The following is a 23,001-nucleotide window of genomic DNA, read 5'->3' as shown; positions in this document are numbered from 1 at the left end:
AGTGTAAAAAACACTTTTGCGCCAATTATGGAGAAAAAAAGAAAATTTGATGGAGAGTGATGAGAGAATATTACAACACGATGATTTTGCAGAGATTATGAAGAACTATACCGGATGACTGGTGATAAATAAAGCAAATAACCAGGATTAATCTGTATTAATTTATAAGAAAGCAACTTAATACCCGCAGAATGATTTCTGCGGGTAAGTATTAGCTTATTTTTTCGAGCATTAATCCCGCGCGTAATCCCAACGCTACCAACGGATTAGGGAATAACACATACTCTACATCATGGGTTACGGTAAAACGTTCCTCTCCGTCCTGCGCCAGCAATGTTCCTTTCTCAAACGGCATAAAATTCAGCGTGTCACTTGCCATATGCATTTCGAAGGACGGCGAGTGGCGAGTAATTTGCGAAACCACCCGATAACGGAGCGGCGGTGTTCTCACGATACCGACACTCTCACCAGATAGCAGCGCAGCAATTGCGCTGGCAGTTACTGCAAACTGGCGAAGATCGTTTTGCCCAAAGGGCAACGCTTTGCCAAGTTCCAGCGTACAGGCCAGCGCGCCAAAATGTCTGGCGCTGAAATGGGTAAACGTACCACCAGGTTCCTGATGGAACACCAACGCCTCCAGCCCCGCCGCACCCAGCCACGTCAGAAATTTCTCGTCCCAGGGAATGTCGCGTTGCGGTAATACACCGAACTGCGGATGCAAGGAGCCACGAATTGCGGTATGTAGATCAAGGTGCCAGCGCACAGATTCTTTGCCCAGGTCATAAAAATCTTCCAGGCACTGTTCCAGTTCGCGCGCCCGACAGGTTTCTCCGCTTTCAGCAAATAGCTGCCAACGACCGCCAAACATTCGATTCATATCGCTATGGCAATAACGTTTCCCTTGCTTCAGCGCAGGAGGATTCCCGAGGATCACCAGCAACCGCCAACGTAACGGGATCTCGCCGTGAGATATCGCGCCAAGCAACGCGTCCAGCATCTCCACAGGTGCCGTCTCATTACCGTGTATTCCCGCTGAAATCACCAGTGCGCCTTGCGGTGGCGTTAATGGCGTCAGTTCCAGCACACCATCGCCCAGCCAGCGCCAGCGAACGCCGTTGATTTCTCGCTCGGTGATAACCGGTTTTTTACCCGTTAAGGTCAGAGCAAGAAAATTATCCATTGCCCCCTCCCTCGCGCTGGAACGGATAAACCGAACCGAGATTCAGTAATTGGCTCAATATATCCAGTGCTTCCCGCCCTCCGCGCAGCAATTGCGGGTCGGCCAGATCGGCAGCAGTAAGGCGATCGCGGTAGTAACGATCCACCCAGTCATTGAGCGCATTAAACAGCGTATCGTTCATCATCACCGCCGGATTCACCGCCCGGCGTTCTTCTTCTGTCAATACCACCCGCAACCGCAGGCACGCCGGGCCGCCGCCATTCGCCATGCTTTCACGTAAATCAAAGACTTTTAGTTCGCTAATCGGGTTGTCAGCGGCAAGGAGTTCATTGAGATAACCCCATACTCCGGCGTGTTCCCGACACTCCTGAGGCAGCACCAACATCATGGAACCATCATCGCGGCTCAACAGTTGGCTGTTAAACAGATAGGTAGACACCGCATCCGACACGGAAACCTGAGTTGCCGGAACTTCTATCGCCATAAAACCGTTCACCCGCGCACGCAGGTTTGCCAGTAACTGTGACTGGCGAGCGAACGCCTGTTGGTGGCAAAACAGCACCTGGCGGTTACTCACGGCAATCACGTCATTATGAAAAACGCCCTGGTCGATAACGTCCGGGTTTTGCTGGGCGAAAATCACCTGTTGGGGATTCACCTGATTCAGCCTTGCCACCGCCTCGCTGGCTTCGCGAGTCTGTCGCGCCGGATAACGGGAAGGCCGGGTATCATTGCCTTCTTCTCGCCCGTAGACAAAAAGTTGCATACCCGGCTCACCGTAATGACCGCCGAGACGATTGTGGTTTGCCGCCCCCTCATCACCGAGCAACGCTACCTGCGGCAACGCCGAATGAACGCTAAATTTCTCTTCGTCGTTAAAAATCGCTTTTAAAAGTGATTCGGTGACGTGCGCTTCCAGCGAGCGGTGAAATTTATTGTTCAGGTTGGCAACGGTGAGATGCACTTTGCCATCCAGCGTATCGGCAGATGGCGCGATCGTTGCCGCATTGGCTACCCACATTGGCGAAGCGGAACTGACGCTGGAAAGCCAGTGCGGTGCCTGGCGTGCAACTTTTTCCAGTACCTGCTCATCGCTACCACTGAATCCCAACTGACGCAGCACCGGAATAAACGGACGCTCGTGCGGCGGGATCACGGCCTGGGGGAATCCCGCATCGGCAAGGGCTTTCATTTTCAGTAAGCCCTGTTTTGCCGCCTGTCGCGGGTTAGACACCTGAAAACGGTGACGGGTAGAGGCTTCATTACCAAACGACAGGCCAGCGTAATGATGCGTCAGCCCTACCAGCCCGTCGAAATTAACTTCCCAGGCGTTCATCGCACCACCTCATCGGAAAAATCCAGCCCGGGGTTAAGCGTTGCGGGCAAAGTTAACGAGTCCGACTCCAGGCTCGCCATAGGCCATGCGCAGTAATCTGCGGCATACCAGGCGCTGGGGCGATGGTTACCGGATGCACCAATGCCGCCGAATGGCGCGGTACTGGCAGCACCAGTAAGCGGTTTGTTCCAGTTAACAATCCCCGCCCGCGCCTCCAGCAACAGTTGATCGAATTTTTCCCGCTCGGGGGAAACCAGACCGCAAGAGAGTCCGAAGCGAGTGTTATTCGCCATTAGAATCGCTTCCTCGAAAGAATCATAACGCCAGACGCGCAATAACGGTCCGAACACCTCTTCATCTGGTACGCCAGCAACGCCTGTCATTTCAATGATCCCCGGCGTCAGCAACGATGTCTCTGATTGTAATAAGCGCGGCGCAAGCAGGGTTCGTCCGCCCATCGCTTCCAGTTGCTGCCAGGCAGTAACCACCTGCTGTGCGGCCTGTTCAGAAATCAGCCCGCCAATAAACGGCTGCGGTTCGTCATCCCAGTTGCCCGGCGTTAATCGCTGGCTGACGGCAACCAGACGAGCAAGAAACGCATCGCCCTGCGCTCCGCTTTTGAGCAATAAACGGCGGGCGCAGGTGCAGCGTTGCCCGGCTGTGACAAACGCCGACTGAATGGTCAGATGGACAGCCGCGTCGATATCCGCCACCTCATCGATAATTAGCGGATTATTACCGCCCATCTCAAGGGCGAGAATTTTCTCCGGCTGACCGGAGAGCTGGCGATGCAGCTGGTAGCCGGTATTGGCGCTACCGGTAAACAGCAAACCGTCGAGATCCTCCAGCGCACTCAGCGCCTGACCCGTTTCACGCCCGCCCTGCACCAGGTTCAGTACGCCCGGCGGCAAGCCAGCCTGCTGCCATAAACGCATTACCGCTTCGCCACTCCACGGTGTCAGTTCGCTGGGTTTAAAGATAATGGTGTTACCTGCCAGCAATGCCGGAACGATATGTCCGTTCGGCAAATGACCAGGGAAATTATACGGCCCAAACACCGCCAGCACGCCGTGCGGGCGATGTCGCAGGCTCGCCGCACCGTCCGGCATTTCACTACGCTGCTCGCCGGTACGAACGTGATACGCCTTAATTGATATCGCGATTTTATTGATCATCGCCGTCACTTCGGTTGCCGCTTCCCAGCGCGGCTTACCCGTTTCTCTGGCAATAATCGCGGTTAATTCGCCTTTATTCCTTTCCAGCAATCCGGCAAAGCGTTCGACAACGACCTGACGTTCAGCCAATGAGAGCCGCGCCCAGCGCGGAAACGCCGCACGGGCTGCGCGACAAGCCTGCCCGACCTGAGCGGCATCGGCATCATTGCCTTGCCATAACACCTCGCCCGATACCGGATTACGCTTCACACGCGATGCGCCCTGGCCCGTTATCCAGTCACCGTTAATCCATAAAGTCATGCTGTTTTCTCCTCTGCGCACAGGCGCACCAGACGAACGCGATCCCCTGCGTGGCATTTGAGGGCATCCAGTTGTGCGGCGGTTAAAATCAAACGCTCGGTTGCCGGATCGGTACGCGCCAGCACCACGCGGAAATGGTGATAATTTTCATTGGCGACCAGGCAGGCCGGAAAATCGCCCTGCGCAGGCTGCCCTTCTGCCACTTCCACCAGCCGACTTTTACGAATGGCGCGCACGCGGTCGATGTCACACTCAAGCGTTGGCCCGCCGTCGAAGATGTCGATATAGTTGCGGTAACGAAAACCTTCTTTCTCCAGCACCGCGCGGGCAGGCGCGGTTTGCGGATGTACCTGACCGATGACGTCCTGGGCTTCCTGGGATAAAAAGTGGGTATAGATCGGATGTTTCGGCATCAGTTCTGCAATAAATGCCTTTTGCCCGGTGCCGCAGAGAAAATCGGCGCGGCTAAAATCCATCGAAAAGAAGCGTTTACCGAGGCTTTGCCAGAACGGTGAATAGCCGTGTTCGTCAATCACCCCGCGCATTTCAGCAACCACTTTGTCATTAAACTTGTCGCGAAAAGCCGCCATAAACATAAAGCGCGATTTCGACAGCAAATAGCCGTTGCCCTCTTTGCGCCAGTCCGGGTCGAGAAACAGCGTGCACAGCTCGCTGCTGCCGGTGTGATCGTTACTGAGAAACAGCGTCGGCAATGCGTTATAGACATTCAGCTCTTTTGAGGCGTGAACCAACGTGCCGACGCGATAGTTGTACCAGGGATCGTTCAGCCCAACCGCCACCTCAATGGCACAAATCCCCGCCACGGTGCCTGTCTCGCTATCTTCCAGCACGAACACATAGCCCTGCTCACTTTTGGGCAGTTCGCCTTGCCAGGTTTTGATTGCCCTTTCGATACGCGCCGAAAGCGTGGCTTCATTGGCGGGAAGCGACGTCAGGCCGCCGCCCGTTTTGCTGGCAAGCTGCATCAGCGCCGAGACATCTGATCGCTCAACGGGACGGATGACCATCATGATGAACCTCGGCTAACAAAGTGTTCGCAAGCAGCTGCAAAGCGATCCAGTCCGGTCGTCACCTCTTCTTCGCTGACATTGAGCGCAGGCGCAAAACGCACCACGTTGCCACCCGCAATCAGTACCATCACGCCTGCTTTCGCCGCTTCCTGAGAGATCTGTTTCGCTTGCCCGGCGTAATCGGCATTCAGTACACAGCCAATCAGCAAACCTAAGCCGCGAACTTCACTGAACAAACCATAGCGGTGATTAATAGTATTAAGACGCTCAACAAACCAGTCGTGACGCTGTTTAACGCCATTAAGCATCTCTGGTGTGTTGATGAGCTCCAGCACTTTGCCTGCCACCGCCGAGGCCAGCGGATTACCGCCATAGGTGGTGCCATGAGTGCCAACGGTCATCACGCGGGCGCACTCTTCGGTTGCCAACAACGCACCGACCGGGAAACCGCCGCCCAGCGCTTTGGCGGTAGTTAACAGATCAGGCGTCACGCCGTAGTGCATATAGGCATACAGTTCCCCGGTGCGCCCGACGCCGGTTTGTACTTCATCAAAAATCAACAGCGCATTGTGGCGGTTACACAATTCACGCAGACCTTGTAAAAACGCGTTGCTGGCTGGCACCACACCGCCTTCCCCCTGGATGGGTTCGACAATCACCGCACAGGTAGAGTCGTCAATCAGCGCGCTGGCAGAGTTAATATCGTTATATGCAGCATGACGAATATCCGCCGGCAGTGGCGCAAAATCCTGTGAATAGGCTGGCTGCCCACCCGCACTGACAGTAAACAGCGTGCGACCATGAAACGCATTTTTGAACGCCACGATGCCGCTCTTATGGCTGCCGTAGCGGTCGTGAGCGAATTTACGCGCCAGTTTTAGCGCCGCTTCGTTGGCTTCCGCACCGGAGTTACAAAAGAAGACGCGATCGGCAAACGTGGCGTCGATCAATTTTTTCGCCAGTCGCAGTACCGGCTCGTTGGTGTAACCGTTGCCGGTATGCCAGAACTTACTCGCCTGTTCGTTCAGCGCTTCACGCAGTTCCGGATGCGCATGGCCCAGCGCGTTCACCGCAATGCCACCCGCGAAGTCGATATACTCTTTCCCCTGCTGATCCCACAAGCGCGAACCTTCGCCACGTACCGGTATAAAGGGTGCCGGAGCGTAAACAGGTATCATCCATTCATCAAAGTTTTCACGCGTAATTGGCTGAGACATAGCGACCTCTACAGTAAATAATTCGTTATTTATATGTTAACAATAAGTAATTTTTGCGCTGTAAATGTAGATTGCAGGGTTCGTGCCAGCCAGTGATAAAAGTGCATAAACGGCGGAGGCTAACTGGAAATCAAGGAGTTATAACCAAACCATATGCATTTAAAGTGCATATAAAGTGAATACGTTTGCGATGTGGGTGAATAAAAAGAATAAAAAACGCAATGTTATGCAGAAGTAAAATATAATTCTGGAATTGTGATCATTGACGAAATTTACTGGAAATTACTGCGCCATTCTGACGCAGCGCGCACCAAAAGCGGGCATTTTTTGCGCCATCGTTGACATCATTAACAACCATCGATCAAATCACTTAACAACAGGCGGTAAGCAACGCGAAATTCTGCTACCATCCACGCACTCTTTATCTGAATAAATGGCAGCGACTATGAAATTTGTCTCTTTTAATATCAACGGCCTGCGCGCCAGACCTCACCAGCTTGAAGCCATCGTCGAAAAGCACCAACCGGATGTGATTGGCCTGCAGGAGACAAAAGTTCATGACGATATGTTTCCGCTCGAAGAGGTGGCGAAGCTCGGCTACAACGTGTTTTATCACGGGCAGAAAGGCCATTATGGCGTGGCGCTGCTGACCAAAGAGACGCCGATTGCCGTGCGTCGCGGCTTTCCCGGTGACGACGAAGAGGCGCAGCGGCGGATTATTATGGCGGAAATCCCCTCACTGCTGGGTAATGTCACCGTGATCAACGGTTACTTCCCGCAGGGTGAAAGCCGCGACCATCCGATAAAATTCCCGGCAAAAGCGCAGTTTTATCAGAATCTGCAAAACAACCTGGAAACCGAACTCAAACGTGATAATCCGGTACTGATTATGGGCGATATGAATATCAGCCCTACAGATCTGGATATCGGCATTGGCGAAGAAAACCGTAAGCGCTGGCTGCGTACCGGTAAATGCTCTTTCCTGCCGGAAGAGCGCGAATGGATGGAGAGACTGATGAGCTGGGGGTTGGTCGATACCTTCCGCCATGCTAATCCGCAAACAGCAGATCGTTTCTCATGGTTTGATTACCGCTCAAAAGGTTTTGACGATAACCGTGGTCTGCGCATCGACCTGCTGCTCGCCAGCCAACCGCTGGCAGAATGTTGCGTAGAAACCGGCATCGACTATGAAATTCGCAGCATGGAAAAACCGTCCGATCACGCCCCCGTCTGGGCGACCTTCCGCCGCTAATTTAGCAGCTCTCCTGGCTCAAACTGGGTCAGGAGAATTAACCTTGAGAAAAATCAACAAACTGTCAGTAATGATTTGTTGCCTGCCGTCCTTTGTTATACCGTCACTGCGTTTTTAGTTGTCTGACCACTTATCTATTATCAAGTTTGATATAGGAAACTCCACGATGAACGCTGAGCGTAACTTTCTGTTTGCCTGTCTTATTTTTGCGCTGGTCATTTACGCTATCCACGCTTTCGGTTTATTCGATCTGCTCACCGATTTACCCCACTTACAGACACTCATTCGCCAGAGCGGATTGTTCGGTTATAGCCTCTATATTCTGTTATTCATCATTGCCACCCTCTTTCTGTTACCAGGAAGCATACTGGTGATCGCTGGAGGAATAGTTTTTGGCCCGCTCTTAGGGACACTACTCTCATTAATTGCCGCAACGCTGGCCTCCTCGAGCTCATTCCTGCTGGCGCGCTGGCTGGGACGTGATTTACTGCTGAAATACGTGGGCCATAGCCATACCTTCCAGGCCATTGAAAAAGGCATTGCGCGTAACGGTATTGATTTTCTTATTCTGACCCGCTTAATCCCGTTGTTTCCTTACAATATTCAAAATTACGCTTACGGATTAACCACCATCGCCTTCTGGCCTTATACCCTTATTTCGGCACTCACGACCCTGCCCGGTATTGTTATTTATACCGTGATGGCAAGCGATCTCGCCAATGAAGGCATTACGCTGCGCTTTATTTTACAACTCTGTCTGGCGGGCCTGGCGCTGTTTATTCTCGTCCAGCTCGCAAAACTCTACGCCCGACACAAACATGTGGATCTGTCTGCTTCGCGCCGCAGCCCACTTACTCACCCAAAAAATGAAGGATAGAACGATGTCGCAACATTATTCAGTGTCATGGAAAAAAGGACTGGCTGCACTCTGCTTACTGGCTGTTGCCGGGCTTAGCGGCTGCGATCAAAAAGAGAATGCGGCGGGAAAAGTGGAATACGACGGACTTTCGAACAGCCAACCGCTGCGCGTCGATGCCAATAACCATACGGTAACCATGCTGGTGCAAATTAATGGTCGTTTCCTCACCGACGACACTCGTCACGGTATTGTGTTTAAAGATGGCTCCAACGGACATAAATCGCTGTTTATGGCTTATGCGACCCCGAAAGCATTTTATGAAGCCCTGAAAGAGGCAGGTGGTACGCCGGGCGAAAATATGACGATGGATAATAAAGAATCGACTCTTGTCACAGGCAGCAAACTGGATATTTCGGTCAACTGGCAAGGGGCGGCAAAAGCGTATTCCTTCGATGAAGTGATTGTTGACAGTAATGGCAAGAAACTGGACATGCGCTTTGGCGGTAATTTAACGGCAGCAGAAGAGAAGAAAACGGGTTGCCTGGTGTGTCTGGATAGCTGCCCGGTCGGCATCGTCAGCAATGCAACATACACTTATGGTGCGGTGGAAAAACGCGGCGAAGTGAAATTCAAAGGCAATGCCTCAGTTCTCCCGGCGGATAACACGCTGGCAACGGTTACCTTTAAAATCACCGAATAAAGCCAGGATAAAGGATGATGAAGATACAATCGCGTAAAATCTGGTACTACCGTATAACCCTCATCATCCTGTTGTTCGCTATGCTGCTCGCATGGGCGCTGCTTCCCGGCGTCCATGAGTTTATCAATCGCAGCGTTGCGGCGTTTGCCGCCGTGGACCAACAGGGTATAGAACGCTTTATTCAGTCTTACGGCGCACTGGCGGCAGTTGTCTCGTTCTTGTTGATGATTTTACAGGCCATTGCTGCACCGCTACCTGCGTTTTTGATCACCTTTGCCAATGCGTCGCTGTTTGGCGCGTTCTGGGGCGGCTTGCTGTCGTGGACCAGTTCGATGGCCGGCGCGGCGCTGTGCTTTTTTATCGCCAGAGTGATGGGCCGCGAAGTGGTGGAAAAATTAACCGGCAAAACCGTGCTTGACAGTATGGACGGCTTTTTCACTCGCTACGGCAAACACACCATCCTGGTCTGTCGGTTATTGCCTTTTGTCCCTTTCGATCCAATCAGCTATGCTGCCGGTCTGACTTCAATACGTTTTCGCTCGTTTTTTATCGCCACCGGGCTTGGTCAATTACCGGCGACTATTGTTTATTCCTGGGCGGGCAGCATGTTAACAGGCGGTACTTTCTGGTTTGTCACCGGACTGTTTATTCTGTTTGCCCTGACCGTGGTGATTTTTATGGCGAAGAAAATATGGCTTGAGCGCCAGAAGAGGAATGACTGATGGGTTTACCGCCGCTTAGCAAAATTCCTTTCATTTTACGTCCGCAGGCGTGGCTGCATCGTCGCCATTACGGCGAGGTGCTAAGCCCGATTCGCTGGTGGGGGCGGATCCCGTTTATCTTTTATTTGGTGTCAATGTTTGTTGGGTGGCTGGAGCGCAAACGCTCACCGCTCGATCCGGTAGTGCGATCGCTTGTCAGCGCGCGCATTGCGCAAATGTGCCTGTGTGAGTTTTGCGTGGATATCACCAGTATGAAAGTCGCCGAGCGTACCGGCAGCAACGATAAACTGCTGGCAGTGGCTGACTGGCGGCAAAGCCCGCTCTTTAGCGATGAAGAACGGCTGGCGCTGGAGTACGCCGAAGCCGCAAGCGTCACACCGCCAACAGTCGATGATGCCCTGCGTACCCGACTGGCTGCGCATTTTGACGCTCAGGCGCTCACCGAACTGACGGCATTGATCGGCCTGCAAAACCTGTCGGCTCGTTTTAATTCTGCCATGGACATTCCCGCTCAGGGGCTGTGCCGTATTCCGGAAAAACGTTCTTAAGGAGGGAAGATGCGCCATTGTGGGTGGTTGCTGGGATTGTTATCGCTGTTTTCTTTGGCAACACATGCCAGTGACTGGCAGGAAATTAAAAATGAGGCCAAAGGGCAAACCGTCTGGTTTAACGCCTGGGGCGGCGATACCGCAATTAACCGCTATCTCGACTGGGTTAGCGGCGAGATGAAAACCCATTACGCTATAAACCTGAAGATTGTTCGTCTCGCGGATGCCGCAGACGCGGTGAAGCGCATTCAGACCGAAGCTGCTGCCGGACGTAAAACGGGCGGCTCGGTGGATCTGCTCTGGGTGAACGGCGAAAACTTCCGCACCTTAAAAGAGGCCAATTTATTACAAACGGGCTGGGCGGAGACTCTGCCCAACTGGCGCTATGTCGACACACAGCTGCCGGTGCGGGAAGATTTTTCAGTGCCGACACAAGGTGCGGAATCGCCCTGGGGCGGCGCACAACTGACGTTTATCGCCCGCCGCGATGTTACGCCACAGCCACCACAAACGCCGCAAGCCTTACTGGAGTTTGCTAAAGTCAATCCCGGCACGGTTACTTATCCGCGCCCACCGGACTTTACCGGCACGGCGTTTCTTGAACAGTTGCTGATTATGCTGACGCCAGATCCCGCCGCATTAAAAGAAGCGCCGGACGATGCGACTTTCGCCCGTGTCACTGCTCCCTTGTGGCAATATCTTGATGCGCTACATCCGTATTTGTGGCGCGAAGGAAAGGATTTCCCGCCTTCGCCCGCGCGGATGGATGCTCTGCTGAAAGCCGGCACATTGCGCCTGTCGCTGACCTTTAGCCCCGCGCATGCGCAGCAAAAAATCGCCAGCGGCGATTTGCCGGCAAGCAGTTACAGTTTTGGCTTTCGCGAGGGGATGATAGGCAACGTGCATTTCGTCACCATTCCAGCCAACGCGAATGCCAGTGCTGCGGCGAAGGTAGTTGCCAATTTCCTGCTCTCACCCGATGCGCAACTGCGTAAAGCAGATCCCGTTGTCTGGGGCGATCCTTCTGTTCTCGATCCGCAAAAACTGCCTGACGGGCAGCGCGAAATATTGCAATCAAGAATGCCGCAGGATCTGCCGCCGGTACTGGCTGAACCGCACGCAGGATGGGTGAATGCACTGGAACAAGAATGGTTACGCCGTTACGGTACGCATTAATCTTTTTGCTGTGGGCGATGGTGGCGGTGATTTATGCACCGCTGATCCCGGCAGCTCTCACGCTGATATCGCCTGCGTTGTCGTTGACACACTGGCAGGCGTTATTTGCCGATCCACAGTTACCGCATGCATTACTGGCAACGCTGGTGTCGACAACCATCGCGGCGGTCGGGGCATTGTTGATTGCCCTGCTGGTGATTGTGGCGCTATGGCCTGGGCCGAAATGGCAGCGTATGTGCGCCCGTCTGCCGTGGCTGCTCGCCATTCCCCATGTGGCTTTTGCCACCAGCGCCCTGCTGCTCTTTGCTGACGGAGGGCTGCTATATGACTATTTCCCGTATTTCACTCCGCCAATGGACCGATTTGGCATCGGTCTGGGCCTCACCCTTGCAGTGAAAGAAAGCGCATTTCTGCTGTGGATCTTAGCGGCAGTATTGAGCGAAAAACGGCTGTTGCAGCAGGTCATTGTGCTGGATTCGCTGGGCTACAGCCGCTGGCAATGCCTGAACTGGCTGCTGTTGCCCTCCGTCGCGCCTTCGCTGGCAATGGCGATGCTGGCGATTGTTGCCTGGTCGCTTTCGGTCGTGGATGTGGCGATTATTCTTGGGCCAGGTAATCCACCGACGCTGGCAGTAATTAGCTGGCAGTGGTTAACTCAGGGCGACGCGGATCAACAAACGAAAGGCGCACTCGCCAGTCTGCTGCTGATGCTGTTACTCGCCGCCTACGTTTTGCTGAGCTATCTGCTATGGCGCAGCTGGCGGCGCACTATTCCCCGCGTAGATGGCATTCGCAAGCCTGCCACACCTTTATTACCAGGCACTACGCTGGCGAGTTTTTTACCCTTAACCGGTGTGCTGTGTGTGGTTCTGCTGGCGATCCTCGCGGATCAGTCGACGATCAATAGTGAAGCACTCATCAACAGCCTGACAATGGGGCTGGTGGCGACATTCATCGCTTTGCTCCTGTTACTGCTGTGGCTGGAATGGGGGCCACAGCGTCGCCAGTTGTGGCTCTGGTTGCCCATTCTATTGCCCGCTCTGCCACTGGTGGCGGGCCAGTACACGCTGGCGCTATGGCTGAACCTGGATGGAAGCTGGACGGCGGTGGTCTGGGGGCATCTGCTGTGGGTAATGCCGTGGATGCTGTTTATCCTGCAACCCGCCTGGCAGCGCATTGATTCACGGTTAATTTTGATTGCGCAAACACTGGGCTGGTCGCGGGCCAAAATCTTCTTTTACGTGAAATGCCCACTCATGTTGCGCCCTGTGCTGATTGCCTTCGCGGTGGGATTTTCAGTCAGTATTGCGCAGTATATGCCGACGCTGTGGCTGGGCGCGGGGCGTTTTCCGACGCTCACCACTGAGGCGGTGGCATTAAGCAGCGGCGGCAGCAACGGTATTCTCGCCGCCCAGGCTTTATGGCAACTGTTGTTACCGCTTATTATTTTTGCCCTGACCGCGTTAGTCGCAAAATGGGTAGGTTATGTCAGACAAGGACTCCGCTAATGCTCTGCGTGAAAAATGTTTCGCTACGTTTACCAGAAAGCCGCTTGCTGACAAACGTTAACTTTACGGTTGATAAAGGTGACATTGTCACGTTAATGGGGCCGTCTGGCTGTGGAAAATCCACTCTGTTTTCATGGATGATTGGTGCACTGGCTGGACAGTTTTCTTGTACAGGTGAGCTATGGTTCAATGAGCAACGGATTGACATGCTACCCACCGCACAGCGTCAGATTGGCATTCTTTTCCAGGATGCACTGTTATTTGACCAGTTCAGCGTCGGGCAAAATTTACTGCTGGCGCTACCGTCGACGCTCAAGGGGACTGCCAGGCGCAATGCCGTGAAAGACGCGCTTGATCGAGCGGGACTGGCTGAAACTTATCACCAGGACCCTGCGACATTATCAGGCGGTCAGCGAGCGCGGGTGGCCCTGCTGCGCGCCCTTCTCGCTCAGCCAAAAGCGTTACTCCTGGATGAGCCATTCAGCCGTCTTGATGTGGCTCTGCGCGATAATTTTCGCCAGTGGGTGTTCAGCGAAGTTCGCGAACTGGCGATCCCCGTCGTTCAGGTAACGCACGATCTCCAGGATGTTCCTGCTGATAGTTCTGTTCTGGATATGGCGCAGTGGTCAGAAAATTACAACAAACTGCGATAACGCAAAGTTTTTCTCAATGCGTCAGTTCAGAATGGCGCACTCAAAACTACAATGTCGGGATTTTCGATGAAACGTGTTTCTCAAATGACCGCGCTGGCAATGGCTTTAGGGCTGGCTTGCGCTTCTTCGTGGGCCGCTGAACTGGCGAAGCCTCTTACACTTGACCAGCTTCAACAACAAAATGGCAAAGCGATAGATACTCGCCCCAGCGCGTTTTATAACGGCTGGCCACAAACCTTAAATGGCCCTTCTGGTCATGAACCTGCCGCCTTAAACCTCTCTGCCAGCTGGCTCGACAAAATGAGCACCGAACAGCTCTATGAGTGGATCAAGCAACATAATCTGAAAACCGATGCTCCGGTGGCGCTGTACGGCAATGACAAAGATGTCGACGCCGTCAAAACGCGTCTGCAAAAAGCAGGTTTTACGCATATCTCCATTCTGAGTGACGCGCTAAGCGAACCTTCCCGTCTACAAAAACTGCCGCACTTTGAGCAGCTGGTTTATCCGCAATGGCTGCACGACCTGCAACAAGGTAAAGAGGTTACGGCGAAACCTGCCGGTGACTGGAAAGTCATTGAAGCGGCCTGGGGCGCTCCTAAGCTTTACCTTATCAGCCATATTCCTGGCGCTGACTACATCGATACCAACGAAGTGGAAAGCGAACCGCTGTGGAACAAAGTTTCTGATGAACAACTAAAAGCGATGCTGGCAAAACACGGCATTCGCCATGACACCACGGTCATTCTGTACGGGCGTGACGTATACGCTGGAGCGCGTGTGGCGCAAATTATGCTCTACGCAGGCGTGAAAGATGTGCGTCTGCTGGATGGCGGCTGGCAAACCTGGTCCGACGCGGGACTGCCTGTTGAGCGAGGAACGCCACCGAAAGTGAAAGCGGAACCGGATTTCGGCGTGAAGATCCCGGCACAACCGCAGTTGATGCTCGATATGGAACAGGCCCGTGGACTGCTGCATCGCCAGGATGCATCGCTGGTGAGCATTCGTTCGTGGCCAGAATTTATCGGTACGACCAGCGGTTACAGCTATATTAAACCAAAAGGTGAAATAGCCGGAGCACGTTGGGGACACGCTGGTAGCGACTCGACGCATATGGAAGATTTTCATAACCCGGATGGCACCATGCGCAGCGCCGATGATATTACCGCTATGTGGAAAGCGTGGAATATCAAACCAGAGCAGCAAGTTTCATTCTACTGCGGCACCGGCTGGCGCGCGTCCGAAACCTTTATGTACGCACGCGCCATGGGTTGGAAGAATGTTTCCGTGTATGACGGCGGCTGGTACGAATGGAGCAGCGATCCAAAAAATCCGGTAGCAACCGGTGAACGCGGCCCGGACAGTAGCAAATAACATTGCAATTACTGACGCTGGAGCGACTTCAGCGTCAGATACCCACTCCACACCCGCGTAAAGGTCGTCATCCAGCACAACGCACCGAAGATCCACGCAAACCACGCAAACCATGCAGGGAATAAACATCCCAGCACAAACAGTAAGATCGTTTCTGTGCCTTCGGTTAATCCCCCCAGATAGTAAAACGACTTATGTGCATAACCGGGGTTATCAATCTGATGTTTTGCTGCCAGTGCAGCAAAGGCGAGAAAACTGCTGCCCGTGCCGATAAACGCAAACAACAACCAGCCGCCTGCCAGCGCATTTTGCTCCGGTGCAGCAAGAATAAAGCCAAACGGCACCAGCGCGTAAAAGAGAAAATCGAGAGAAATATCAAGAAAGCCGCCCGCGTCGGTAAGCTCTCTGCGCCGCGCCAGCGCACCGTCCAGACCATCAAGCAGCCTGTTCAACAAAATGACGACTAGCGCCGCCAGATACCAGCCCAGCGCCAGAAACGGCAGAGCCAGCACGCCGATGGCAAATCCCACTAATGTTAAACCATCTGGCGTAATGCCCGGTTTATCAAGAACCCGCACGCACTGATGCAACAACGGTTTAATCCGGGGATGAAGATGGCGGTCTAGCACAGGCACTCCTTAAATATAAAGCCTTTCTGATTGAGCAACAGTGCGGATATTATGGCATTTTTCGCTTATCTGCCCGTGTGTAATTTATGAAAATGATTGAAGTTGTTGCCGCCATCATTGAACGTGATGGCAAAATTTTACTCGCGCAACGCCCCGCCCAGAGCGATCAGGCGGGATTATGGGAGTTTGCCGGTGGTAAAGTCGAGCTGGATGAAAGCCAGCAGCAGGCACTGGTGCGTGAGTTAAACGAAGAATTGGGCATCGAAGCAACTGTGGGTGAGTATGTTGCCAGCCATCAGCGAGAAGTTTCGGGCCGGATTATCCATCTTCATGCCTGGCACGTACCCGACTTCCACGGGACGTTACAGGCACATGAACATCAGGCGCTGGTCTGGTGCTCACCTGAAGAGGCGCTGCAATATCCGCTGGCCCCTGCTGACATTCCACTATTAGAGGCGTTTATGGCTTTACGCGCCGCCAGAGCAGCGGATTAGTGCTAAGGGTTTTGTCATCCCGCTGGCATTGCAGCAGTATTCCTTCGGCTTTAATTACCGCCCCTTCAGAATAATTTTGATCCTGATAAACGCAGCACTGAGTACAGGGCTGCGCTGACTGCCCGCCTGAACTGAACACTTCTGGCGGTACGTTTACCTCCACGTCCGGACGATAATGCGGGTTAGCCAGTGCAATTAATGGAAATGCTAATACTACGGCGAACAATGCTCGACTCACAGGGAACTCCTTAACGTTATTGTCTCTGCTACTGATAACGGTAGCCGGGTGGCAAAACTTTAGCGTCTGAGTTATCGCATTTGGTTATGAGATTACTCTCGTTATTAATTTGCTTTCCTGGGTCATTTTTTTCTTGCTTACCGTCACATTCTTGATGGTATAGTCGAAAACTGCAAAAGCACATCACATAAACAACATAAGCACAATCGTATTAATATATAAGGGTTTTATATCTATGGATCAGACATATTCTCTGGAGTCATTCCTCAACCATGTCCAAAAGCGCGACCCGAATCAAACCGAGTTCGCGCAAGCCGTTCGTGAAGTAATGACCACACTCTGGCCTTTTCTTGAACAAAATCCAAAATATCGCCAGATGTCATTACTGGAGCGTCTGGTTGAACCGGAGCGCGTGATCCAGTTTCGCGTGGTATGGGTTGATGATCGCAATCAGGTACAGGTCAACCGTGCATGGCGTGTGCAGTTCAGCTCTGCCATCGGCCCGTACAAAGGCGGTATGCGCTTCCATCCGTCAGTTAACCTCTCCATTCTCAAATTCCTCGGCTTCGAACAAACCTTCAAAAATGCCCTGACTACCCTGCCGATGGGCGGTGGTAAAGGCGGTAGCGATTTTGACCCGAAAGGTAAAAGCGAAGGCGAAGTGATGCGTTTCTGCCAGGCGCTGATGACCGAGCTTTATCGTCATCTGGGCGCGGATACCGACGTTCCGGCAGGTGATATCGGCGTTGGTGGTCGTGAAGTCGGCTTTATGGCGGGGATGATGAAAAAGCTCTCCAACAATACCGCCTGCGTCTTCACCGGTAAGGGCCTTTCATTTGGCGGTAGTCTTATTCGCCCGGAAGCTACCGGCTACGGTCTGGTTTATTTCACAGAAGCAATGTTAAAACGCCACGGTATGGGTTTTGAAGGGATGCGCGTTTCCGTTTCTGGCTCCGGCAACGTCGCCCAGTACGCTATCGAAAAAGCGATGGAATTTGGTGCTCGTGTGATCACTGCGTCAGACTCCAGCGGCACTGTAGTTGATGAAAGCGGATTCACGAAAGAGAAACTGGCACGTCTTATCGAAATCAAAGCCAGCCGCGATGGTCGAGTGGCAGATTACGCCAAAGAATTTGGTCTGGTCTATCTCGAAGGCCAACAGCCGTGGTCTGTACCGGTTGATATCGCCCTGCCTTGCGCCACCCAGAACGAACTGGATGTTGACGCCGCGCATCAGCTTATCGCCAATGGCGTTAAAGCCGTCGCTGAAGGGGCAAATATGCCGACCACCATCGAAGCGACTGAACTGTTCCAGCAGGCAGGCGTACTGTTTGCACCGGGTAAAGCGGCTAATGCTGGCGGTGTAGCAACGTCGGGCCTGGAAATGGCACAAAACGCTGCGCGCCTGGGCTGGAAAGCCGAGAAAGTTGACGCACGTTTGCATCACATCATGCTGGATATCCACCATGCCTGTGTTGAGCATGGTGGTGAAGGTGAGCAAACCAACTACGTGCAGGGCGCGAACATTGCCGGTTTTGTGAAGGTTGCCGATGCGATGCTGGCGCAGGGTGTGATTTAAGTTGTAAATGCCTGATGGCGCTACGCTTATCAGGCCTACAAATGGGCACAATTCATTGCAGTTACGCTCTAATGTAGGCCGGGCAAGCGCAGCGCCCCCGGCAAAATTTCAGGCGTTTATGAGTATTTAACGGATGATGCTCCCCAGGGAACATTTCTTATGGGCCAACGGCATTTCTTACTGTAGTGCTCCCAAAACTGCTTGTCGTAACGATAACACGCTTCAAGTTCAGCATCCGTTAACTTTCTGCGATAGCAGCAGATATGCCAGTAAAGAAATCCCATTAGACTATTTTTTTGATAATCTTCTTCGCTTTCGAACAACTCGTGCGCCTTTCGAGAAGCAAGCATTATATAATGCCAGGCCAGTTCTTCTTCAATTGTCCCGTTTTGAAAAGCTGTGCTTGATATCGAGATCATCCATGATAATTCCGCCGCCCATATTAGCTTCGCCGAGGATTTACCGGAGCGATTATTAGCGCAATCAGAGATATAGTCTGAGGGAAAAACAGCAAATTTATTCAACAAGGCGATAACCTGCTCTGGGGCTTCCTCCATGTTTGCTTTAAAGGTATTGGCTCCATGGTCGCCAGAAAGAAAATGCTCCATTAAGGCACAATAACTTTCGCTATCTTCGATACCCCATTGATCCTCTAAAGACTCGCGTCTTTTACTTATGATATCGATCGAGTCAAAAGGAAGCACATGATATTGGAAGGTATCTTTGCCAGGTTCAGGCTTTCGCGGCCAGAACTCCAGCGTTTCAGACCATTGCTTATGATAGAATCGATAAGGTGCGATCAATTGTAGCGCCTGTAACTTCTCGATACTGAGCGGCTCAATACCTTTAGCCTGATAATAATGCAGTTGTTCTTTTTTTGCTTTAAAACCGGCCCGAACAATAAGCCCCATCATAATTAATAGATAAAGAAAAGAGCATCCCGCAGTAATCAGGCCTCTTTCATTCAAACCGTTGGATGTTATCGCTGCGAATACAAACATTACAGCGACAACACATGTTAAATACCCCCCCCACTTACAAAGCAGCATGGCCTTATTTTCTTTAATCATCCGTTCAAAATTACTATTAAATATTTCCCAGCCATTAAAAGAATACTTCTCGCTCCCAGGATGGTTTTGTAATAAAACTTTTTTCATCACATTCCCTGTTATTACATACTTTAGAGGCGATAATTTTATCCATGCAAAAAAATATCCAACGAATTTTCTTGATCCGCTGGATATTTCAGAATATGACTCGAATAGCACGAAAGATTCGCTCGCTTACGCTATCGCCCCGCTTCCGGCTTCATCTGCTGGCGGACTTTTTTTCGCACTACGTTTACGCGGTGCAGCCTTTTTCTTATCAGCACTGCCACCACTGCCCGGAGCCACAATGCCGCGAAACTGCCGCACCGGAGTACGTTTGGCTTGATCAATAAGCTGATATAGCGTCCCCACCAGCGGCTGCATAAAGTCCTGATAGCGACACTGCTTTTCGCTGATTTGCGTCAGCACCGATTCCCAGTGCGCGGTCATGTCCGGTCGCGTAGCCATTTCTGGCAGCGAATGGAATAACGCTTTTCCGGCGTCGGTGGAGTGGATATAGCGCCCTTTTTTGGTGAGGAAACCACGCTTGAACAACAGTTCAATAATCCCGGCACGCGTTGCTTCTGTCCCCAGACCATCGGTCGCACGAAGGATCTTTTTCAGATCTTTGTCCTGCACAAAGCGCGCAATCCCGGTCATCGCCGAAAGCAGTGTTGCATCGGTAAAATGGCGCGGCGGCTGGGTTTGCCGCTCTACCACTTCACCTTTTTCACACAGCAACTCATCGCCTTTCGCCACCACAGGCAATGGCGTGCCGTCGTTTTCTTCATCGCGCTCTTTGCTGCCTAACAGCGCGCGCCAACCTGCTTCAGCAAGAAAACGCGCTTTAGCGACAAATTTGCCTTTGGCAATGTCCAGTTCGATAACACACTTGCGGAACACCGCATCCGGGCAGAACTGCATCAGATACTGACGGGCAATCAGGTTATAGACCTTCGCTTCGTTCTCCGTCAGGTTGATCGCAGAACTCCGTGCGGTCGGAATGATGGCGTGGTGCGCATCGACCTTTTTGTCATCCCAACAGCGGTTGCGTATATCTGGATCTACCACTGGCTGCGGCAACAGATCTGGTGCATGAACGCTGATGGCATTCATCACCGCGTGGCGTCCGGCAAAATGTTCTTCTGGCAAATAGCGACAATCGGAACGCGGATAAGTGATTAACTTGTGTGTTTCGTACAGCTTCTGGCAGATATCAAGCACGTTCTGCGCGCTCAGACCAAAGCGTTTTGCCGCTTCAATCTGCAACGCCGAAAGCGAAAACGGCAGCGGCGCGGATTCTGATTCCCGTTTATCGTTATAGCTGGTGACAATAGCCGGTTGACCACTAATGCGGTTAACCACATGCTCCGCCAGTGGACGATGTAACAAGCGCCCTTCTTCATCCTGGTACGGTTCACACGCTTCGCTCGGTTGCCAGATAGCGGTAAACCGCTCATCGGCAGGTGTCACGATATGCGCTTTGACTTCAAAGAAGTCTTTCGCCACGAAGTTTTCAATCTCTTCATCGCGGCGCACCACCAGCCCGAGCACGGGTGTCTGCACGCGTCCCACGGAAAGTACGCCCTGATAACCGGCATTGCGACCGAGAATGGTATACGCACGGGTCATATTGATGCCGTACAGCCAGTCGGCACGCGCTCGCGCCAGCGCAGAAACGCACAATGGCACAAACTCACTGTTGGAACGAAGACGGTCGATCGCCCGCTCAACCGCCTGCGGGTTCAGGTCGTTTATCAAGCAACGCTGCACCTGCTGGCGCTTTTCCGGTGCCAGTTGCAGATAGTCCAGCACTTCATCCACCAGCAATTGCCCTTCACGATCCGGGTCCCCGGCGTGAACGATTTCGCTGGCTTCATGCAGGAAGCGTTTGATGACGTTAAGTTGTTTGGTCACGGAGGGTCGGGGCTGTAATTGCCACTTTTCCGGGACAATCGGCAAATCCGCAAGATTCCAGCGCGCATAGCGGCTGTCGTAGGCGTCTGGCTGCGCCTGCTCAAGCAGGTGACCGATACACCAGGTCACCACCTGACCATTACCGCACTCGATAAAGCCATCGCCTTTACGGTGCGGTTTGGGCAGGACATCAGCAATGGCGCGCGCCAGACTCGGTTTTTCGGCAATAAACAACCGCATTGAATTAACGGATCTCAACCATGGCACGACCGCCGCGCGCTGGCACCAGTTCGCCAATCGCCGTCAGTTCAATGCCAAACTCGGCGGCTGTAGTTTTAACCTCATTTTCTGCTTCCGGCATGACCGCCAGCAGCAAACCGCCAGAAGTTTGCGGATCGCACAGCAGATCGCGCACTTCACGCGGCATTTCACCCATCAGATGACCGTAGCTGGCAAAGTTACGTTCGGTGCCGCCAGGCACTGCGCCCAACTTAATGTACTCTTCAACCCCCGGCAATTTTGGGATCGCGTCATAGTCAACGCGCGCCTGCACACCTGCGCCCTGACACATTTCGCTCAAATGGCCCAGCAGACCAAAACCAGTAACGTCGGTCATCGCTTTTACGCCTTCGATGTTGGCAAAGGACGCACCTGCGATGTTCATCCGGCACATCACTTCCGTCGCCAGTCCCTGATGTTCTGGTTTCAACAGTGATTTTTTCTCAGCCGTGGTAAGAACGCCGATCCCCAGCGGTTTCGTCAGGAACAGTTTGCATCCGGCTTGTGCGGTACTGTTTTTCTTCACCCGCTCGGTCGGTACGATCCCCGTTACCGCCAGACCAAAAATCGGCTCCGGCGCATCGATGGAGTGACCGCCAGCCAGCGCAATACCCGCCTGACGGCATGCATAGCGTCCACCTTCGGTTACTTCGCGGGCAATTTCCGGGGAAAGTTTGTTAATCGGCCAGCCGAGGATCGCAATCGCCATAATCGGTTTGCCCCCCATCGCGAAGATATCGCTGATGGCGTTAGTCGCCGCAATGCGGCCAAAATCGAAAGGATTATCAACGATCGGCATAAAGAAGTCGGTGGTACTGATAACGCTGGTGCCATTGCCCAGATCGTACACCGCCGCATCGTCGCGGGTCTCATTACCCACAAGCAAATTCGGATCAACAAACTTCGCCTGCTCACTGTGCAGGATGGTTTCCAACACTTTTGGGGAAATTTTACAGCCGCAACCAGCTCCGTGGCTGTATTGGGTCAAACGAATCGAGTTCTCGCTCATGGACATCTCCTGTCAATGCAATCCGGGTATGGTAACCCTCATTCCGTGAAGTGATAAGTGAGAGTGTCTGAATTCCTGCGCCTTTGCTCACAATCCAGACAGTTTCGCGACAATTATCAGAAATAAGTTACAAACGGCGTCGGGTCCGGGACGTTAATCGACGTAGATGCTTTCAACTGCGGCGTGCCGAGGTAGAGAAAACCGACAATTTTATCCTGCTCACGGCAACCGAATGCTTCACGCACTACCGGACTTTCAGTTAATGCGCCACTGCGCCAGATGCCGCCAAATCCTTGGGCAACGGCTGCCATTTGCATCGCCATGACCGCGCATCCGGCAGACATTTCCTGTTCCCATCGCGGGACTTTATGATTTTCTTCGCATTTCGCCACCACCGTGATGATGAGCGGTGCGCGGAACGGCGCATTACGGGCTTTGTCGATAGCTTTGTCATCACTACCGGCAGCAATCGCCCCCTGTTCCAGTACGGCGCTGAAACGCTCGCGCCCTTCCCCTTCAATCACAAAAAAATGCCACGGTTGCATGGACTTATGGTCCGGCGCACGCATACCCGCACGCAGGATGTTTTGCAGTTGTTCACCCGTTGGCGCGGGTTCAGCCAGGCGGGAGGCGCTACGGCGATTGATCAATAGTTCGAGTGCATCCATTTGATTAACTCCTGTCGTGATATTTATTCACAAAATTAACACGAGAGTGGATTTTGTTACAGCACAGTC

At 52.8% G+C, this 23,001-nt stretch carries 22 protein-coding genes; 11 read left to right on the top strand and 11 right to left on the bottom strand.

Annotation, left to right across the window (positions count from 1 at the left end; all coding sequences use genetic code 11):
• Positions 1 to 211: 211 nt before the first annotated feature.
• From astE to astC, 5 genes are read right to left on the bottom strand one after another with little or no spacing between them, the layout of a single operon-like run.
• The gene (gene astE, locus HGD79_RS02340; protein ID WP_000368492.1) at positions 212 to 1,180 is read right to left on the bottom strand and encodes a succinylglutamate desuccinylase; all 969 of its coding nucleotides are present in this window, start codon (positions 1,178 to 1,180) and stop codon (positions 212 to 214) included.
• On the bottom strand, positions 1,173 to 2,516 hold the full coding sequence (gene astB, locus HGD79_RS02335) for an N-succinylarginine dihydrolase (protein ID WP_000995006.1): 1,344 nt from the start codon (positions 2,514 to 2,516) through the stop codon (positions 1,173 to 1,175). Before astB ends, astE begins: the two co-directional genes overlap by 8 nt.
• Positions 2,513 to 3,991 (bottom strand): succinylglutamate-semialdehyde dehydrogenase, encoded by a 1,479-nt coding sequence (gene astD / locus HGD79_RS02330; protein ID WP_000177243.1) that lies wholly within the window; start codon positions 3,989 to 3,991, stop codon positions 2,513 to 2,515. The genes astB and astD overlap by 4 nt, the downstream gene beginning before the upstream one ends.
• Complete coding sequence (gene astA, locus HGD79_RS02325) at positions 3,988 to 5,022, bottom strand: arginine N-succinyltransferase (protein WP_000989414.1); 1,035 nt, start codon at positions 5,020 to 5,022, stop codon at positions 3,988 to 3,990. Before astA ends, astD begins: the two co-directional genes overlap by 4 nt.
• Complete coding sequence (astC, locus tag HGD79_RS02320; RefSeq protein ID WP_000081983.1) at positions 5,019 to 6,239, bottom strand: succinylornithine/acetylornithine transaminase; 1,221 nt, start codon at positions 6,237 to 6,239, stop codon at positions 5,019 to 5,021. Before astC ends, astA begins: the two co-directional genes overlap by 4 nt.
• Before the next feature lie 445 nt (positions 6,240 to 6,684).
• Between astC and xthA the strand changes: the two genes are divergently transcribed.
• The 9 genes from xthA (at position 6,685) to ynjE (ending at position 15,031) form a co-directional block, all read left to right on the top strand.
• A complete protein-coding gene (gene xthA, locus HGD79_RS02315) occupies positions 6,685 to 7,491 on the top strand; it encodes an exodeoxyribonuclease III (RefSeq protein ID WP_168848274.1) in 807 nt (268 codons plus the stop codon).
• Between the two features lie 166 nt (positions 7,492 to 7,657).
• A complete protein-coding gene (locus tag HGD79_RS02310) occupies positions 7,658 to 8,368 on the top strand; it encodes a TVP38/TMEM64 family protein (protein ID WP_001307236.1) in 711 nt (236 codons plus the stop codon).
• 4 nt (positions 8,369 to 8,372) lie between these two features.
• A complete protein-coding gene (ydjY, locus tag HGD79_RS02305) occupies positions 8,373 to 9,050 on the top strand; it encodes a lipoprotein YdjY (protein ID WP_139496354.1) in 678 nt (225 codons plus the stop codon).
• A 14-nt stretch (positions 9,051 to 9,064) separates the two neighbouring features.
• A complete protein-coding gene (locus HGD79_RS02300) occupies positions 9,065 to 9,772 on the top strand; it encodes a TVP38/TMEM64 family protein (RefSeq protein WP_000975813.1) in 708 nt (235 codons plus the stop codon).
• A complete protein-coding gene (locus tag HGD79_RS02295) occupies positions 9,772 to 10,320 on the top strand; it encodes a carboxymuconolactone decarboxylase family protein (protein WP_000524070.1) in 549 nt (182 codons plus the stop codon). The genes HGD79_RS02300 and HGD79_RS02295 overlap by 1 nt, the downstream gene beginning before the upstream one ends.
• Before the next feature lie 9 nt (positions 10,321 to 10,329).
• Positions 10,330 to 11,496: an ABC transporter substrate-binding protein gene (locus HGD79_RS02290; RefSeq protein WP_001215355.1), complete on the top strand. Its 1,167-nt coding sequence runs from the start codon at positions 10,330 to 10,332 to the stop codon at positions 11,494 to 11,496.
• On the top strand, positions 11,469 to 13,004 hold the full coding sequence (locus HGD79_RS02285) for an ABC transporter permease (RefSeq protein ID WP_000258517.1): 1,536 nt from the start codon (positions 11,469 to 11,471) through the stop codon (positions 13,002 to 13,004). Before HGD79_RS02290 ends, HGD79_RS02285 begins: the two co-directional genes overlap by 28 nt.
• A complete protein-coding gene (locus HGD79_RS02280) occupies positions 13,004 to 13,657 on the top strand; it encodes an ATP-binding cassette domain-containing protein (RefSeq protein ID WP_001299207.1) in 654 nt (217 codons plus the stop codon). The genes HGD79_RS02285 and HGD79_RS02280 overlap by 1 nt, the downstream gene beginning before the upstream one ends.
• 66 nt (positions 13,658 to 13,723) lie before the next feature.
• The gene (gene ynjE, locus HGD79_RS02275; RefSeq protein ID WP_001299203.1) at positions 13,724 to 15,031 is read left to right on the top strand and encodes a thiosulfate sulfurtransferase YnjE; all 1,308 of its coding nucleotides are present in this window, start codon (positions 13,724 to 13,726) and stop codon (positions 15,029 to 15,031) included.
• 8 nt (positions 15,032 to 15,039) lie between these two features.
• On the opposite strand, the gene HGD79_RS02270 is transcribed toward ynjE, so the two are convergent.
• The gene (locus tag HGD79_RS02270; protein WP_001295484.1) at positions 15,040 to 15,660 is read right to left on the bottom strand and encodes a CDP-alcohol phosphatidyltransferase family protein; all 621 of its coding nucleotides are present in this window, start codon (positions 15,658 to 15,660) and stop codon (positions 15,040 to 15,042) included.
• Between the two features lie 86 nt (positions 15,661 to 15,746).
• Between HGD79_RS02270 and nudG the strand changes: the two genes are divergently transcribed.
• Positions 15,747 to 16,154 carry a CTP pyrophosphohydrolase gene (nudG, locus tag HGD79_RS02265; protein ID WP_000781876.1) on the top strand — a complete coding sequence of 136 codons (408 nt, stop codon included), beginning with the start codon at positions 15,747 to 15,749 and terminating at the stop codon, positions 16,152 to 16,154.
• On the opposite strand, the gene HGD79_RS02260 is transcribed toward nudG, so the two are convergent.
• Positions 16,120 to 16,392, bottom strand: coding sequence for a YnjH family protein (locus HGD79_RS02260; protein WP_000085238.1), 273 nt, complete (start codon positions 16,390 to 16,392; stop codon positions 16,120 to 16,122). The two genes, nudG and HGD79_RS02260, sit on opposite strands and share 35 nt — an antisense overlap.
• A gap of 235 nt (positions 16,393 to 16,627) precedes the next feature.
• Here HGD79_RS02260 and gdhA point away from each other — a divergent pair, with 235 nt between their 5' ends.
• The gene (gdhA, locus tag HGD79_RS02255; RefSeq protein WP_000373043.1) at positions 16,628 to 17,971 is read left to right on the top strand and encodes an NADP-specific glutamate dehydrogenase; all 1,344 of its coding nucleotides are present in this window, start codon (positions 16,628 to 16,630) and stop codon (positions 17,969 to 17,971) included.
• A gap of 116 nt (positions 17,972 to 18,087) precedes the next feature.
• Here the strand turns inward: gdhA and HGD79_RS02250 are convergent, their stop codons facing one another.
• The 4 genes from HGD79_RS02250 to HGD79_RS02235 all read right to left on the bottom strand — a co-directional run bounded on the left by HGD79_RS02250 (position 18,088) and on the right by HGD79_RS02235 (position 22,932).
• On the bottom strand, positions 18,088 to 19,128 hold the full coding sequence (locus tag HGD79_RS02250) for a DUF1266 domain-containing protein (RefSeq protein ID WP_000756943.1): 1,041 nt from the start codon (positions 19,126 to 19,128) through the stop codon (positions 18,088 to 18,090).
• 126 nt (positions 19,129 to 19,254) lie between these two features.
• Positions 19,255 to 21,216 carry a DNA topoisomerase III gene (gene topB / locus HGD79_RS02245; RefSeq protein ID WP_001235796.1) on the bottom strand — a complete coding sequence of 654 codons (1,962 nt, stop codon included), beginning with the start codon at positions 21,214 to 21,216 and terminating at the stop codon, positions 19,255 to 19,257.
• Between the two features lie 4 nt (positions 21,217 to 21,220).
• Complete coding sequence (gene selD / locus HGD79_RS02240) at positions 21,221 to 22,264, bottom strand: selenide, water dikinase SelD (RefSeq protein WP_001297659.1); 1,044 nt, start codon at positions 22,262 to 22,264, stop codon at positions 21,221 to 21,223.
• 116 nt (positions 22,265 to 22,380) lie between these two features.
• A complete protein-coding gene (locus HGD79_RS02235) occupies positions 22,381 to 22,932 on the bottom strand; it encodes an NAD(P)H nitroreductase (RefSeq protein WP_000339283.1) in 552 nt (183 codons plus the stop codon).
• Positions 22,933 to 23,001 lie beyond the last annotated feature (69 nt).

The organism is Escherichia sp. SCLE84, assembly GCF_012584495.1.
Taxonomy (GTDB): Bacteria; Pseudomonadota; Gammaproteobacteria; order Enterobacterales; family Enterobacteriaceae; genus ECMA0423.
This window is presented reverse-complemented; position numbering and strand designations above follow the sequence as displayed.